12 protein-coding genes are annotated in these 15,760 nt (G+C 60.5%); 7 read left to right on the top strand and 5 right to left on the bottom strand.

All coding sequences use genetic code 11. The features are described 5' to 3' along the window. The 3 genes from Q5H93_RS19190 to Q5H93_RS19180 all read left to right on the top strand — a co-directional run. A partial coding sequence (locus tag Q5H93_RS19190) for an FG-GAP-like repeat-containing protein (RefSeq protein WP_305008273.1) occupies positions 1 to 2,211 on the top strand: 2,211 nt, incomplete at its 5' end. A gap of 726 nt (positions 2,212 to 2,937) precedes the next feature. Beyond that, positions 2,938 to 5,313 (top strand): FG-GAP repeat domain-containing protein, encoded by a 2,376-nt coding sequence (locus Q5H93_RS19185; protein ID WP_305008272.1) that lies wholly within the window; start codon positions 2,938 to 2,940, stop codon positions 5,311 to 5,313. A gap of 281 nt (positions 5,314 to 5,594) precedes the next feature. Then, complete coding sequence (locus Q5H93_RS19180; RefSeq protein WP_305008271.1) at positions 5,595 to 6,242, top strand: helix-turn-helix domain-containing protein; 648 nt, start codon at positions 5,595 to 5,597, stop codon at positions 6,240 to 6,242. An 87-nt stretch (positions 6,243 to 6,329) separates the two neighbouring features. Here Q5H93_RS19180 and Q5H93_RS19175 read toward each other — a convergent pair whose 3' ends face one another. Beyond that, complete coding sequence (locus Q5H93_RS19175) at positions 6,330 to 6,797, bottom strand: peptidase associated/transthyretin-like domain-containing protein (protein WP_305008270.1); 468 nt, start codon at positions 6,795 to 6,797, stop codon at positions 6,330 to 6,332. Between the two features lie 343 nt (positions 6,798 to 7,140). Here Q5H93_RS19175 and Q5H93_RS19170 point away from each other — a divergent pair, with 343 nt between their 5' ends. After that, positions 7,141 to 7,560: a hypothetical protein gene (locus tag Q5H93_RS19170; protein ID WP_305008269.1), complete on the top strand. Its 420-nt coding sequence runs from the start codon at positions 7,141 to 7,143 to the stop codon at positions 7,558 to 7,560. 71 nt (positions 7,561 to 7,631) lie between these two features. On the opposite strand, the gene Q5H93_RS19165 is transcribed toward Q5H93_RS19170, so the two are convergent. The 4 genes from Q5H93_RS19165 to Q5H93_RS19150 form a co-directional block, all read right to left on the bottom strand. Further along, the gene (locus Q5H93_RS19165; RefSeq protein ID WP_305008268.1) at positions 7,632 to 8,204 is read right to left on the bottom strand and encodes a hypothetical protein; all 573 of its coding nucleotides are present in this window, start codon (positions 8,202 to 8,204) and stop codon (positions 7,632 to 7,634) included. Positions 8,205 to 8,314: 110 nt separating this feature from the next. Next, positions 8,315 to 9,112, bottom strand: coding sequence for an N-acetylmuramic acid 6-phosphate etherase (gene murQ, locus Q5H93_RS19160; protein ID WP_305008267.1), 798 nt, complete (start codon positions 9,110 to 9,112; stop codon positions 8,315 to 8,317). Positions 9,113 to 9,115: 3 nt separating this feature from the next. Next, positions 9,116 to 9,355 (bottom strand): cytochrome b5 domain-containing protein, encoded by a 240-nt coding sequence (locus Q5H93_RS19155; RefSeq protein WP_305008265.1) that lies wholly within the window; start codon positions 9,353 to 9,355, stop codon positions 9,116 to 9,118. Beyond that, a complete protein-coding gene (locus Q5H93_RS19150) occupies positions 9,355 to 10,512 on the bottom strand; it encodes an arginase family protein (RefSeq protein WP_305008264.1) in 1,158 nt (385 codons plus the stop codon). Before Q5H93_RS19150 ends, Q5H93_RS19155 begins: the two co-directional genes overlap by 1 nt. Positions 10,513 to 10,711: 199 nt before the next feature. Here Q5H93_RS19150 and Q5H93_RS19145 point away from each other — a divergent pair, with 199 nt between their 5' ends. The 3 genes from Q5H93_RS19145 (at position 10,712) to Q5H93_RS19135 (ending at position 15,642) form a co-directional block, all read left to right on the top strand. Further along, positions 10,712 to 12,490, top strand: coding sequence for an AMP-dependent synthetase/ligase (locus Q5H93_RS19145; RefSeq protein ID WP_305008263.1), 1,779 nt, complete (start codon positions 10,712 to 10,714; stop codon positions 12,488 to 12,490). A 224-nt stretch (positions 12,491 to 12,714) separates the two neighbouring features. Continuing rightward, positions 12,715 to 13,188 (top strand): MarR family winged helix-turn-helix transcriptional regulator, encoded by a 474-nt coding sequence (locus Q5H93_RS19140; RefSeq protein ID WP_305008262.1) that lies wholly within the window; start codon positions 12,715 to 12,717, stop codon positions 13,186 to 13,188. A 48-nt stretch (positions 13,189 to 13,236) separates the two neighbouring features. Continuing rightward, positions 13,237 to 15,642, top strand: a complete 2,406-nt coding sequence (locus Q5H93_RS19135; RefSeq protein ID WP_305008261.1) for a 3-hydroxyacyl-CoA dehydrogenase/enoyl-CoA hydratase family protein — start codon at positions 13,237 to 13,239, stop codon at positions 15,640 to 15,642. Positions 15,643 to 15,760: the final 118 nt, after the last annotated feature.

Genomic DNA, 15,760 nt, shown 5'->3' with positions numbered 1-15,760 from the left:
GCCCTGGGGGACGTGGACCACGACGGGGACCTGGACCTGGTCGTGGGCAACCAGGGGGCCAACACGGCCAGCGTGCGTGTGAATAACGGCTCGGCCGCCTTCACGGTGCCGGTCTCGACGCCGGAGGTAGCCCTGGCGGGCGGGCCGTACGACGTGGCTTTGGGCGACCTCGATAATGACGGGGATTTGGACCTCTTGACGGCCAACTACGGCCAGGCCACCGTCAGCGTGCGCCTGAACGAAATCCCGACCATTGTGTCGCTGAACCCGACGCAGGGACCAGTAGGCTCGACCCTGAGCATTACCGGCAAGTACCTGCAGGGGACGACGGTGGTTGCCTTCACCGGCACCAGTGGCAACACGGTTACCACGGGCTTTACCATCAACGCTGCGGGCACCCAGATTACGGGTATCGTAGTGCCGAACGGGGCGCAGACCGGTGTGATAACCATCACGACTCCGTATGGACAGTACAGCAGCACTGTGACCTTCACAGTCTGCCGTCCGGTGGCTATTGCCCAGAACGTGACCGTGACCCTGGACGCCAACGGCATCGCTACGGTGCTGGCGGCCGACGTGAACAACGGCAGCACGGCCAACTGCGGCTTTGCGACGACCAACGCGCTGAGCGTGTCGCCGAGTAGCTTCACCTGTGCCAACCTGGGCGCCAATACGGTAACCCTGACCGTGACCGATGCTAGCGGTACTACCAGTACGGCTACGGCCACGGTGACGGTAACCGTGCCGGCGGCCACCACCTCGACCACCTGGACGGGGGGGGTGAACAACGACTGGAACAACTGCGCCAACTGGAGCTACGGCCTGGTGCCCTCGACGCTCATCAGCGCCACGCTGCCGGCTTCGCTGTCGCGTTATCCGGTACTCACTACTGGCACGGCCAATGTCAAGGACCTGACCATTGCCACCGGCGCCAGCCTGACGAGCAACGGCACCGCGACCCTGCAGGTGAGTGGTGACTTTGCCAACAACGGCACGGCCACCTTCGACGGGCCGGTATCGTTCGTGGGCAGTGCCGCCACCCAGGCCCTGGGCGGCAGCAGCAGCACCGCCTTCACCACGGTGACGGTGAACAAAGCCAGCGGCACGAAAGTGGAGCTGGGCCGCGACCTGGCCATTGGCACGAGCCTGACGCTGACCAGCGGCACGCTCCTGACTACGGGCAGCCACAAAGTGGTGCTGGCCAACACGGCCACCATCACCGAATCGGAAACGAGCTACGTGACGGGCACCGTGGAAACCACCCGCACCCTGAGCACCGCCGGCACGGGCAGCAGCTTCGGCGGCATCGGCGTCACGCTGACGCCCGCCGCCAGCAGCCCCGCCCTGCCGGGCAGCACGCTGGTACGCCGCATCACCGGCTCGCCGGTGACGGGGGTGAACAGCAACCAGAGCATCGGGCGCGTGTTCGACATCATCCCGACGGTGGACGCGAACCTGAATCTGACCATGGTGTTCAACTACTTCGACCACGAGCTGAACAGCATCAGCGAGTCGCGCCTCAAGCTCTTCAAATCGGAGAATGGCATGACCGGCCCCTGGGCCCGGGTAGATGGTGCCACGATGGATGCTTCGGCCAACACCGTGACGCGGGCGGGCATTGCCAAGCTGTCGGTTTGGACCCTCGGCAACGCGGATGCGCCGCTCCCGGTAGAGCTGACCGACTTCACGGCCAAGGCGCAAGCTGCCGCCGTGCTCCTGACCTGGAATACGGCCTCGGAGAAGAACAACGACCGCTTCGAAGTAGAGCGCAGCCTCGATGGCCGCCGCTTTACCAAGATTGACGAGGTAACCGGGCAGGGCACCAAAGCCACCCCGACAGCCTACACGCGCCTGGATGAAAAACTCCCCGGCGAAACCAAGACCCTCTACTACCGCCTGCGGCAGGTAGATACTGACGGTACGGCTACTTATTCGCCGGTGCGGGTGGTAACACTCACCCCGCGGGCGGCAGCCTTCACCGTATTCCCGACCGTGCTGACCGATGGCATCGTGCACTACACCTACACCGGCCCGGCCCTGACCGACGCCACGATGGATGTGTACAGCATGAACGGCCAGCTGGTGCAGCACCGGGTAGGCGCCGTGGCCGGTTCCGGCTCCCTGGCTCTGCCTGGCCTGACCACGGGCTGGTACGTGGTGCGCCTGCGCACTGCTACTGGTACCTACACTGCCCGGGTCTACCAGCCGTAAGCAGTATTGACGCAATTGGGAGGGCACATCCTCCCGTTGTAACTCGAAAAAGGGTTGGCCATTGGCCAGCCCTTTTTTTGTGCCCCGGAGGCCCGGCCATAGTGCTGGTGGGGCGTAGGGCCTGTGAACAGCTGCTGTTTTGTAGCGCGAAACTCCGTTTCCGCGACGAGCGCAGCGAGTTCCAGGCGTCCACAAACGTTAGAACTCGCTGCGCTCGTCGCGGAAACGGAGTTTCGCGCTACTTTTTCGCTTACTGTCCACACAGCTTAAAAGCTGCCTGAGTCAAACTGAGGGCAGAAAGCGGACGCCAGCTTCGCATGACGTTCAAAGTGGTTTTCGACCATTTTTCCTGCCTGCTCCCAGTGGCCGGTAGCGCCTGAGTTATCAGGGTGATAAAGCCCCCGCCCGGTGTTGGGGTAACTGGTTTAGCAGTTGGGGCTAGCATAACTGCAGTTGAAGGTAAATATCCAGCAGCGCTTGCTGATTAGCCGCAATTTTGTGCCCACTTATAGCTAGTATTTCCACAACATATCCGCTACTTCACAGGCAGCCGGGTGCACTGGTTGCCTAACGTGGGCGGGGTGATGACCAGGCTGGCGGGCTTTCCAGCCGTCATCACCACCACATCTGCCTGTTGCGCCCGGGGATTTCCTGTCCCGGAGCCGTTTTGAAAATAAGCTTCAGCGGCGCTAATCAGCCGGATAGTTTGCTGGTATTCTTTATTCTATGTCACCTCGTTTTTGCTTCATTGTGCTCGGCGGCGTCTCGCTTGGACTCGCAACGACGGCCCGGGCGCAATCCCCGGGCATCACCGCCCTGAGTCCGCTGCCCAACGGCCGGGCCGTAGCGCGCACGACCCCGGTCACGGTCAGCTTCGGCGGGCCGCCGGCCGCCGGCGAGGCCCGGGCGCTTAGCGTGTACTCAGCCCAGCGGGGTGGTCTGCGCACGCACGGCGCCGCCGTGCTGCAGAGTGGCCGCACCCTGAGCTTCGTGCCGGGGGCCGAAGAGTTTTTGCCCGGCGAAACCGTGTTCACTACCATTAGCGCTCCTGCCGGTAGGGCCCGGGTGTACCAGTTTACCGTGGCTACGGGCGGCCCGGGCCGGGGCAGCTTTGCCTACCCCGATAGCGCCGCTACCGTGGCCGTGGGCCGCACCCCTAACGGCATGGCCGTGGGCGACGTGGACAACGACGGCGACCTGGACGTGCTAACGGCCAACTTCGGCCCCAACACCGTCAGCCTGCGCCTCAACAACGGCCTGGGCCGCTACGGGGGCGACACGGAGATACCCGTCGGCACGGGTCCCATCGGCCTGGTGCTGGCCGATGTGGACCGCGACGGCGACCTCGACCTGCTCACGACCAACTACACGGCCAACAGCGTGACCGTGTGCCGCAACGACGGCGCGGGCCGTTTCGGCGCCGGCACGGAGGTGGCCGTAGGCGCTATTCCGACCGGCCTGACCCTGGGCGACGTGGACGGCGACGGCGACCTCGACCTTCTGACGGCCAACTACGGCCCGGGCTCCGCCATTCGGCGGGGCACCGGCACGGGCACCACCGTCAGCCTTCGCCTCAACAATGGTACGGGCGCTTTCGGCGGCGGCACCGAAGTAACCGTGGGCGCCGGTCCCTGTGGGATAACGCTGGCCGACGTGGACAACGACGGCGACCTCGACCTGCTGGCCACTAATTCCAACGGCGGCACGGTGAGCATCCGGCCGAACAACGGCGCGGGCAGCTTCGGCAGCGGGGCCGAAGTAAGCGTCGGCTTCAACCCGCGCAACGTAGTAGCCGCCGACGTGGACGCCGATGGCGACCTCGACCTGGTGGTGGCCAACGCCGGCAGCGGCACCGTGAGCGTGCGCCTCAACGGCGGCACCGGCAGCTTTGCCGGCGGCTCCGACGTGAGCGTGGACCCCAACCCCCGGGCCGTGGCCGTGGGCGACGTGGACGCCGATGGCGACCTCGACCTGCTGACGGCCAATGCCAGCAGCAACACTGCCAGTGTGCGGCTCAATAACGGCGCGGGCCTGTTCAGCCCCAACCCCGACCTGGGCGTGAGCAGCAACCCCTGCGCCGACTATCCGGCCAGCCTGGCCCTGGGCGACGTAGACCACGACGGCGACCTCGACCTGCTGCTGGTGAACCCCTACGGCCCGGGCGTGAGCATACACCTCAACCAGCCGGCCCGCACCATCACCAGCGTCAGCAGCCTGCAAACGGCTGTAGGGGCTACCTGCAGCATCACCGGCACCGGCCTGGCCGAGGCCACCGCCGTCACGTTTGCCGGCACCAGCGGCAACGCCGTGACCACCGGCTTCACGGCCGCCGCCGACGGCACCCGGATACTGAATGTGGTGGTGCCCCCCGGGGCCCGCACCGGCCCGCTGGTCGTGACCACGCCCTACGGCTCGGCCACCAGCCGGCAGCCCCTCACGGTGTGCCGGCCCGAAGCCCTAACCCAGAACGTGCGGCTGCTGCTGGATGCCAGCGGCCAGGCCACCCTCGACGTGCGGCAGGTAGACAAGGGCAGCCAGGCCAACTGCGGCCTCGCCGAAGAAGGGGCCCTGCGCCTCTCCAAAACCAGCTTTACCTGTGCCGATATGGGCGATAACAGCGTCCGCTTTACCGTGACCGACCGCATCGGCACCACCAGCACGGCCACGGTAACGGTGACGGTGGCCCCGCCCACTGCCCAAACCAGCGCCGTGTGGACCGGCCAGGTCAGCGCCGAATGGGCCGACTGCGCCAACTGGCGCCACGGCCTGCGGCCTTCGCTGACCACCAGCGCCGTGCTGCCGGCGGGCCTGGGCCGCTACCCGGCCCTGACCACCGGCACCGCCACCACCAAAGACCTGACCATTGCCGCCGGGGCCACGTTGACCAGTACCAACGGCGCCACCCTGCACATCGGCGGCAATTTCAATAACAATGGCCGGGCCTCGCTCAAGGGAGCCATCATTTTTGGGAATGATGCTACCTCCCAGGACGACCCCGGCACCCTACCAGCCAGTCCGGCGGCCGATGGGTCCGCCACCGGCCGCGTCCTCCCGGAGCCTGTCGGGCACCAGGAGCCCAGCGGCCAGCAACCTGGCAATTGAGCTTGCTTGGTTAGTTTAACCAACTGTTGAGTGAGAAAAAAAATGTTGCATACAGATGGAAAGGCCCACCGGCATCCGGTGGGTTTTTTTGTGGGGGTAGGATAGCGTCTGCCACGGGCTACGCGGTAGCCAGGCGAGTAACAGAAAGTGTAGAGCAGGAAAAAAATACCAGCGCCAACTCTACCACGTTGTAGAGGAAACCTGATTTTTTTTGGCTGGCTCTACCACGTTGTAGAGTAACTGGAAAAAAGTTCTGCTTTCTCTACGTTACTACTGTGCTTATGCCTGGCGCAACTTATTCTACCACCCTAGCCGCTGACGTAAGGGCCCATTTTGGCCTGACGCAGGCCGAGCTGGCCGCCTACCTGGGCGTCAGCCCCGGGCAGGTGGCCCACCTGGAAGCCGGCCGCCGCCAGGCAGCCGTGTACCCCAACCTGCGCCTGACTAGGCTCGCCCAGTTGCTGCCTCCTCCCGAAGGCACCGGGGCAGTGGCACCGGCTTCGAGCGTTGCGCTACGGGTTGCCCCGGCAGTTCAGCTACTGCTGGAGCCGGCAGGTGGGCCCGCTCTGCTAGCCGTGGCCCTGCGCCGCCGCCAGCGCCAGTGCATTACCCAGATGACACTGCTGGGCCACGCCATTCAAGGCTTGCAGCAACGCATCGGCCGGCACGAGCGCCGCCGCTGGGCCACGGCCGTATTGGCAACGCTGCTTGCTCCTGAGCCGGGCACTCCCTTCCTGGTCAGCCCTGCCGAGCAGCTGCATATTCAAAAGTGGCTGGCAACGCTTGAAGCCGTGCGGCTCAAGGAGGCAGGGCTGTACCCGGGCTGGGCCACCACCCTGACCCTACAGCTGGTAAGGCGGGCCGCCCTCGAAGCTGAGGCTACCACACTAGCGGGCGTGTTGTCCATTCAGACCGTTGCGCAAACGTAAGATTTCCAGGCTACGTGAACTGGATAAACGAGTGAAGCCCGGACCGTCAGAGTCCAGGCTTCATTATAATGTTAAATAGAACGGGTATTATACGTTGCGGAGCTCTTTTTTAGACTGTCGGCGTGCCGTTTTGAGGTACGATTCCAGACGCTGCTCACGCCTCACTTTGATGGTTTGCGGTTTCTTGATTTCAATGACGGGGTCCGGTGCCTCAATAGACAGGATTACCATTTCATCAGCAAAGCCGGCAAAGCTAACTGTAGCCTCCTGCGGGGTGCCGTCAGCGGGCAGTAATATGCTGAATTCTCCGGCAGCATTGCTTACGCAACGCTGTTTGGTGGTCGTCAGCTCCACAATAGCTCCCGGCAGTATACCAACCGGACTAGTAATATGACCTCGCAACAGCGATAAGCCAGCTGCGTCGCTACGACTGGTAGAACCCGACTCGTAGCCCATACCGGTAACAAAGCTGGGGGTAGATTGGGCAAAGGCACCCGTAGAAAATAAAATGGCAAATAGGGCCGCAGCAGCGGTCAGAAGCAATGGCTTACGCATCGGTCTTAGCAGAGCAAAAAGGATTTTTTAATGCGCTGCAAAACTACCGCTAACAGCCGTGGCAAGGGAATATCCTCGTTCAACGAAGGCACTTTCTCGGTTAACGGATGCTTTTTGCCGACCATCCAATATTTGCTGGGCCGCCATCGTTACCAGCATACTGGCTACTGTTTTAGCTGCTGCTTACAAGACTTGCCATTACCGCTTACTTATTAACCTTAGTTTTTATCCATAGCCTAAGGGTATAAACTGTTTAAAAATTTTATTCGTCCAAACAATAAAAAAAAGATGCTGCGTTATTAGGGTGTATTCACCATTTTTTAACCCTTTTAACCTTTTTAAGATGGCTTACCCCGTTAACCTATTGACCAGTGTTGCTGATTGTAACACTGTGTTGGAACATGCTCAACGCGAATTGCGTGACCTGACTGTTCGCGAAACGGTACTCAACGCCCAAGGCGACCGTACTAGCGAAAGTGCTACCGATATTTCAGCTGACTTGGCTGCTCAAGAAGCGGTTATTGCCGCACTGACGCCTGTAGTGCCCACCTTGCCGGAAGGTGGCAAGGCTCGTTTTAATACCGAGGGCGACCTGCGGCGGGCAACTCAACGCCGTGACAACCTCAAGGCTAGTCAACAAGCTCGTGGTCCTGTAGCTGCTCTTGACCGGGCGCTTGATTTACGGCAGGTGCAAGCACAGATTGCCGAAGTTAATATCTTCATTTCTGAAGTTACTGCACGTAAGGTAGTTCTTGTAGCTTGAGTGATGTAACTGAATAAAAAATCCCCTTGGTGATTAGCCAAGGGGATTTTTTTTAGTGCGTTCAACAGATACTAGCCCGCCCCCAACCGCCGCCGCAACATTGCATCCACTACCTCAAACAACCGGCGTGGCTCGTAGGTCCGCCACGGCAAGTCATCCAAGTCACCGCCAAAATTGATGTAGCTGTCAAGGTTGTACTGCCGCATTTCGCGCAGCACGTGCTCCTGGAAGTTGACGCCGGCAATCCAGCCATCTTCTACTTCCTCAAACCACTCGGCGTAGTATTCGTCGTCGGAGCCGTGGAAGTTAAACACGTTCTCACCCACGAGGATAAATTTGCGGATACCCTCGTGCACCATCACGTCGATAAGGTTGCGCTTGAGCTCCATGACGTCGTTCTCGATGGCGTCGTTCCACTCGCCGATGAATTCGAGAATGCCGATGCCGTCGTCGTAATCGACGAAGAGGATTTTGCAGAACAGCGTGTCGGACCCCAGACTATCCCACTGCGGGTGAATATAGTAGCCGTAAATGGTATTGGTGAAGGTCTCTAAGCTGTTTTCGGCTTCGAAGAGCGGCGAGCGCGGGTCCTCAGAGGCTGAATACTGGTCAATCCAGTTGTAGTGCGGTTCGATGGTGTGCATGGGCAGTGGCGCCTAGTGTGGCCGGCGCGTATCTGAAACGCCAATTCGGCCGAATCGTTCGGCTGAAAAAGCAAGCATTTCGGGCACAAGCTGAAGCAAATTCTATGACGCTAGGCGCGCGCCGCCAAAGCCGCCCGTACGCTGCCATGCTGCCGTAGCAGCGCCGCCGCTTCGGCTTCGCTCACGCCCAACTCATCCATCAGCATCCGCTCGCCGCGGGCCACCAGCTTTTCGTTGGAGAGTTGCATGTCTACCATTTTATTGCCCTTCACCCGGCCCAGGCGCACGAAGGTGGCGGTAGTGAGCATGTTGAGCACCAGCTTCTGCGCCGTGCCGGCCTTGAGGCGCGTGCTGCCGGTCACGAACTCCGGTCCCGTCACTACTTCTACCGGAAACTCGGCCGCTGCCGCTACGGCCGAGCCCGCGTTGCACACGATGCAGCCGGTGGCCAGCCCTGCCGCCCGCGCTGCCTGCAAACCGCCGATGACGTAAGGCGTGCGGCCCGAGGCGGCAATGCCCACCAGCACATCTTTCTCGCTGATATTGTGTTCCTGCAAATCGAGCCAGGCTTGCTCAGCATCATCCTCCGCGCCCTCCACGGCCTGCCGGATGGCGGTGTCGCCGCCCGCGATGATGCCCACCACCAGCCCGGCCGGCACGCCAAACGTGGGCGGGCACTCCGAAGCATCCACCACGCCCAGCCGCCCGCTGGTGCCCGCGCCGATGTAGAACAGCCGACCCCCAGCCTGCAGCCGCGCCACGGTGGCTTCTACCAACTGCTCAAGCTGCGGCAGGGCCTGCTGCACGGCCAGCGGCACCGTCTGGTCGAGCTGGTTCATGCCGGCCAGCAGCTGGGCGGTGGGCAGCGTTTCGAGGTCGTTGTAGTCGGAAGGGCTTTCGGTAGTCATTAGTTACACTAATCGGCCAATAATCGGGAAGTTATCAAATACGTTTGCCGTGTGCGGCGCGTCCTTTTCCAGCTCCCGGGTCAAGTCCTGCCCGGCCCAGTGCTCATAGTGGTTGCCGCGCCGCCAGAGCCGCGAGCGGCTCACGTCGTAAATATCCCCGCGAAAGGCCACCCAGATTTCGTCGCGGTCCTGGCCGTTGCGCAGGGCGAGCTGGTTTTTGGTGTAGGTGGGTAACGTTTCCATTAGCCTAAAAGGGCCTGCAGGCGAATCCAGCGCTGCGGCAAATCACCTTGCGAAGCGTGCAGATAATCCTCATACGTACAGGGAATCACGCGCTTATTCTCGCTGTCGCCGAGGCTTTCCACTTCCATCCACCACTTCTCGGCGCGGCGCGACTTGTAGAATACCAGCTTGTCGGGGTTGCCGGGCAGCACCACCGTGTAGGTGAGGAAGCGGAAGGTGCCGAAGCCCGTTTCGGGGCGGCGGTGGTAGAAGCCCTCCACGAAATACCAGAGCATGGTGGCCAGCGTGGCGGCGGCCAGGCCCTGCGGGTCGTGGTCGGCCCGGTAACCATAGAGGCCGAAGGAGCTGAGCTGCGCATTATGCCCGGCGTACCAGCAGAGCTGGGTAGCGTCTTCGTTGCTGAGGCCAAATGGGTTAGCCGGTTGGTAACCCGGCGCATCCTGCCAGCGGATGGCGGCCAAATCCACGCTCATAAAATCGGCCTGCCGGATGAGCGGCTCGGCCAGCCGCTTATCGGCTCGGATTTCGCCCACGCTCATCGTTTCGAAGTGCAGCTTTTCCAGCGCCACCAGGATTTCGGGCGGCGTGAGGTATTGCTGGTGAGCTAAGTGAGCAATGCTGAATACGAAATTGGGCTCATGCACCAGCATCCGGCGCAGGTGGCTGTCCTCGGCGGGGGCGGTGGAGTTGGGCTCGGCCATATCGGGCCGGGCATCCACCACGGCGAAGCTGATGGGGCGGTCCAATGACTCGTAGGCCAGAAACTGGCCGTAATCAAGGTCGTGACTGCCGCCGATGAGCAGCGGCACGGTACCGGCATCGAGCAGGGCCCCAATGATTTCGCGCAGGCGCTGGTAGGTGTCTTCGAGGCTGAGGCCGGGGCGCAGGTTGCCGAGGTCGACCAAGCGTACGATACCGGTGCCTTTTTGAAGCTGATAGAAGCGCTGGCGCACGAGGTCGGTGCCGGGGCGCTCGGAGGCGGGTGAGCCGGCAGCGCTGCCACGCCACTCGTCGAGGCCGATGAGGGCGAGGTCGGCGCCGCGCCAGTCGGGGAACGTTTCGGTGAAGCGGCTGACGTAGGCCGCCAGCGTGGACGGCACGGGCGAAACGGGCGTCAACGTTTCCGGCAGCGGGTCAAAAAACAGGGCCAGATTCATTGGAATGCAGAAAGCAGTGGGCCAAATTTACGCAGAAACCAGCGCCAAAGCGGCATTTTTATTGATTTCGGTGGCCCGCCGACAACCTTCCCGGCGGACCTACGAAAAAGGCTCAGCTGTACCGTATTTGGAATAGCTCCAAAAAAAGCTCTTTATTTAGGCTGAAATTCACTCGTTCCGCCTTAGCCCACCCATCCTTATGGACGTTCGCCGCTCCTTCGACATCCTGACGCACCAGATTGCCACCGCGCCCAAATCTGATGCCCTCGCCGCCAAAATCGATGGCCAATGGATACCCATTTCCAGCCAGCAGGTGCAGGACCAGGCCAATCTCGTTAGCCTCGGCCTTGTCAGCCTGGGCCTCAAGCGCGGCGATAAAGTGGCCATCATCAGCATGAACCGTCCCGAGTGGCTGCTCGCCGACTTCGGCATCGCCCAAATCGGCGCCACCAGCGTGCCGATGTATCCCAGCATCACGGTTGAGGATTACAAGTACATCTTCACCGATGCCGGCGTGCGGGCCGTATTCGTGGCCGATAAGAAGCTGTTCGATAAAGTAAAAGAGGCCACTGTCGGGCTCGACATTCCGGCCGAAAACATCTTCACTTTTGATAAAATCGACGGAGCCCGCCACTTCGGCGAACTGCTGGAGTTGGGCAAGAAAGGCAAAGCCGCCGACCTCGAACCCCTTAAAGCCGCCGTCGAGCCCGACGATTTGCTGACGCTCATCTACACCAGCGGCACCACCGGCAATCCGAAAGGCGTGATGCTCAGCCATGACAATATTCTGAGCAACTGCCGGGGCTCGCAACGCTTCGTACCCGTTAACAAGGATGATAAAGCGCTGAGTTTCCTGCCGCTGTGCCACATTTTCGAGCGCATGGTGACGTACCTCTACATGATAAACAGCGTGAGCATTTATTACGCGGAGAGCATGGAAACCATCGCCGACAACCTGCGTGAAGTGCACCCGAGCATTTTCACCACCGTACCGCGCCTACTGGAGAAAGTGTATGATAAAATCGTCGCCAAAGGCCACGAGCAAACCGGTATCAAGCACAGTCTCTTCTTCTGGGCCCTGGATTTGGGCTTGAAATACGATACCCAGAAAGACCAGGGCTTCTTCTACAACACGCAGCTAGCGCTGGCCAATAAGCTTATTTTCAACAAATGGCGCGAGGCGCTGGGCGGCAACCTGCGCTGCATCGTGAGCGGCGGCGGAGCCCTGCAGCCGCGCCTGGCCCGCGTGTTCTGGGCCGCCCAGATTCGGGTGATGGAGGGCTACGGCCTCACCGAAACCTCGCCCGTGATTGCCGTGGGCGGCTTCGAGCCGGAGAACAACATGATTGGCACCGTGGGCCCGCTCATCGACAACATGGAGGTGAAAATTGCCCAGGACGGCGAGATTCTGACCAAATCGGCCTCGGTGATGAAGGGCTACTACAACAAGCCCGAGCTCACGGCCGAGACGATTGACGCGGATGGCTGGTTCCATACCGGCGACATCGGCGAATTTGTGAACGGCAAGTTTCTCAAAATCACCGACCGCAAGAAGGAAATGTTCAAGACTTCGGGCGGCAAGTATATTGCTCCGCAAGTCATTGAAGGCAAACTCAAGGAAGACCCGCTCATCGAACAGGTGATGGTGGTGGGCGCCGACCAGAAATTCCCCGGGGCCTTGATTATCCCATCTTTCTCCGACCTGAAAGGCTGGTGTAAGCGCAATGGCGTGCCCGACGCACCCAATGCCGAACTCGTTAAAAACGAGAAAGTAGTAGAGCACTACGAAGGCCTGGTGAAGAAGTACAACCAGAGCTTCGCGCAATGGGAGCAGGTGAAGAAAATTGCCCTGCTGCCGGAACTGTGGACGGTGGAAAGCGGCGAAATGACGCCGACCATGAAAGTGAAGCGCAAGGTGATTTCGGAGAACAACAAGGATATCATCGAGAGCCTGTACAATACAGATTCGCGGCGATAGTAAGTTGGAATCACGGCGATTACGAGTGGTAGCACGAATTCCCCGCAGGGGTTCGTACTACCACTTTGTCGTTATTATAGCCTAGTAAGCGGCTAAGTGGTAGTATGAACTCCTGCGGGGAATTCGTGCTACCACCGCAGGCAGTATAAAATTTCTGCTTTCGGCAAAGTAGTATGCAAGCCTAATAAATTTCTTCGTAAGTTTACCGCACTTTCAACCACTGCATGAAACCAGAAGAAACCGTCGATTACAACATTAAAGTGGCCTGGCACGCCATTTCGCGCATGTACAATGTGCAGGCGGCCCAGAACGACATCACCACCAGCATCGGCTTCGTGCTGCTGAACATCGACCAGGATAATGGCACGCCCGCCACGAAAATAGCGCCTTTGCTGGGCCTAGAAACCCGCTCACTGACGCGCATCCTGCGCAGTATGGAGGACAAAGGGCTGATTTATAAACAGGGCGACACAGTGGATAAACGCTCGGTGCGGATTTTCCTGACGCCGCTGGGGCTGGAGAAAAAGGAAGTGTCGCGGCAAACGGTGCGTCATTTTAACTTGAAAATCAAGGAGAAAATACCGCAGAGTCAGCTGGATGTTTTCTTTAAAGTGGCGGGGCAGATTACGGGGATGATTGAGGGGAAGACGCTTTTTGAAGACTTTGAACTACGGCCGCGCCGTGAGGGGGCTAAGTAATTATTTATCGTTCAACGAAACGCGAAGCAGAGCTTCGCGCTACATCTTATGAACCGAACCATCAAGAAAGTTGCCGTGCTGGGCTCCGGCGTCATGGGCTCGCGCATTGCGTGCCATTTCGCCAACATCGGCGTGCAGGTGCTGCTGCTCGACATCGCGCCGAGGGAGCTGCTGCCTGACGAGGAAAAGAAGGGCCTGAAGCTGGAGACCCCGGCCGTGCGCAACCGCATTGTGAACAATGCGCTGCAGGCTGCAATCGTTTCCAATCCTTCGCCGCTGTACCGCAAGGCCGACGCCCGGCTCATCAAAACCGGCAACTTCGACGACAACCTGAAGGACATCGCGGGCTGCGACTGGACTATTGAGGTAGTCGTGGAACGGCTGGATATCAAGAAGTCGATTTACGAGAAGGTGGAGCAGTTCCGCAAGAAGGGTACGCTCATCACCTCCAATACTTCGGGTATTCCCATTCATTTGCTGGCTGAAGGTCGCTCGGACGACTTCCGGCAGCACTTCGCCGGCACGCACTTCTTCAACCCGCCGCGCTACCTCAGGCTGCTGGAAATCATCCCGACGGCCGAGACGAAGCCGGAGGTGCTGGATTTCCTGCAACACTACGGCGACCTGTTCCTCGGTAAAACCGTGGTGCTGGCCAAGGACACGCCCGGCTTCATCGCCAACCGCGTGGGCGTGTGGGCCTTGCTCGATGCCATGCAAACCATGCAGAAGCTGGGCTTGACGGTGGAAGAAACCGACAAGCTCACCGGGCCGGTGATTGGCCACGCTAAGTCTGCCACGCTGCGCACTTCCGACGTGGTAGGCCTCGACACGACTATCAACGTAGCCAACGGCTTGGCCCAGGGCTTGCCGGATGATGAGGCCAGGGACGTATTCGTGCTGCCCGATTTCGTCAAGAAAATGGGCGAGAGCAAATGGCTGGGCGACAAAACCGGCCAGGGCTTTTATAAGAAAGTGAAGGGCACCGACGGCAAGTCGGAAATCCACGCCCTCGACCTGAACACGCTGGAATACAAGCCCAGTCAGAAGGTGAAATTCGCCACGCTGGAAACCACCAAGACCATCGAGAAGCTGGCCGACCGGTTCAAAGTGCTGGTGGCGGGCAAGGACAAAGCGGGCGAGTTCTACCGCCTGAGCTTCGGCGGCCTCTTCGCCTACGTGAGCAACCGGGTGCCGGAAATCTCGGACCAGCTGTATAAGATTGACGACGCCCTGCGCGCCGGTTTCGGCTGGGAGCTGGGGCCGTTCGAAACCTGGGACGCGCTGGGCGTGCAAGCCGGCGTGGACCTGGCGAAAGCGGCCGGTCGCAGCGTAGCAGCGTGGGTGGAGGAAATGCTGGCCGCCGGCAATTCGACATTCTACAAAGTCGAAGACGGCGTACGCAAGTTCTACGACCAGGCCAGCCAGAGCTACCGGGCCATCCCGGGCGTGGAAAACTTCATCATCCTCGACAATCTGCGCACCAGCGGTAAAGTGCTGTGGAAGAATCCCGGCGCTTCGATTATCGACCTTGGCGACGGCATCCTGAACGTGGAATTCCATTCGAAAATGAATTCGATGGGCTCCGACGTTATTCAGGGGCTGCTGAAGGGTATTGAGATGGCCGAAGCGGGCTACCGCGGCCTAGTGGTGGGCAACGACGCGCCGAATTTCTCGGCCGGAGCCAACCTCGGGCTGGTGTACATGCAGGCGCTGGAGCAGGATTTCGACGAGCTGAACCTGATGATTGGGCAGTTCCAGAACGCCATGATGCGGATGCGTTACAGCAGCATCCCGGTGGTGGGCACGCCGCACGGCCTCACCCTGGGCGGCGGCTGCGAACTCAACCTGCACTGCGACCGCGTGGTAGCGGCCGCCGAAACCTACATGGGCCTCGTCGAATTCGGTGTGGGCCTCATCCCCGGCGGCGGCGGCACCAAGGAAATGACCCTGCGCACGGCCCTCAAATACGAAGAAGGTGAGCCCGAGCTGAACCTGCTGCGCAACACCTACATGACCATCAGCACGGCCAAGGTTTCGACCTCCGCCGCCGAGGCGTTCGACCTGGGCTTCCTGCGCCGGGGCGACGAAATCGTGGTGAATTCGAACCGCGTCATCGCCCAGGCCAAGGCCGCCGCGCTGGAGCTGGCCGACGCCGGCTACACCCAGCCCACGCCCCGCACCAACATCAAAGTGCACGGCAAGGGCGCGCTGGCGATGTTCAAAACCGGCGTATTTGCCATGAAGGAAGGCAAGTACATTTCGGAGCACGACCAGAAAATCGCCGACAAGCTGGCTTACGTGATGTGCGGCGGCGACTTGAGCGCGCCCACGGAGGTGAGCGAGCAGTATTTGCTGGATTTGGAGCGCGAGGCGTTTCTGAGTCTGACTGGGGAGCGCAAGACGCTGGAGCGGATTCAAAGCATCCTCACGACTGGTAAGCCGCTTCGCAATTAATCGTTTGTCATGCTGACGAAGGAAGCATCTTATCACGGCGACCTTCGTCAGAACCAACTTCTTAAATCGAGCGGCGCGAACGTGATAAGATGCTTCGCGTTGCTCAGCATGACAGAAT

The sequence above is a fragment of the Hymenobacter aranciens genome (assembly GCF_030580865.1).
GTDB classification, from domain to species: Bacteria; Bacteroidota; Bacteroidia; order Cytophagales; family Hymenobacteraceae; genus Hymenobacter; species Hymenobacter aranciens.
Note: the sequence above shows the minus strand (reverse complement) of the source record. Positions and strands in the feature narration are given on the sequence as shown.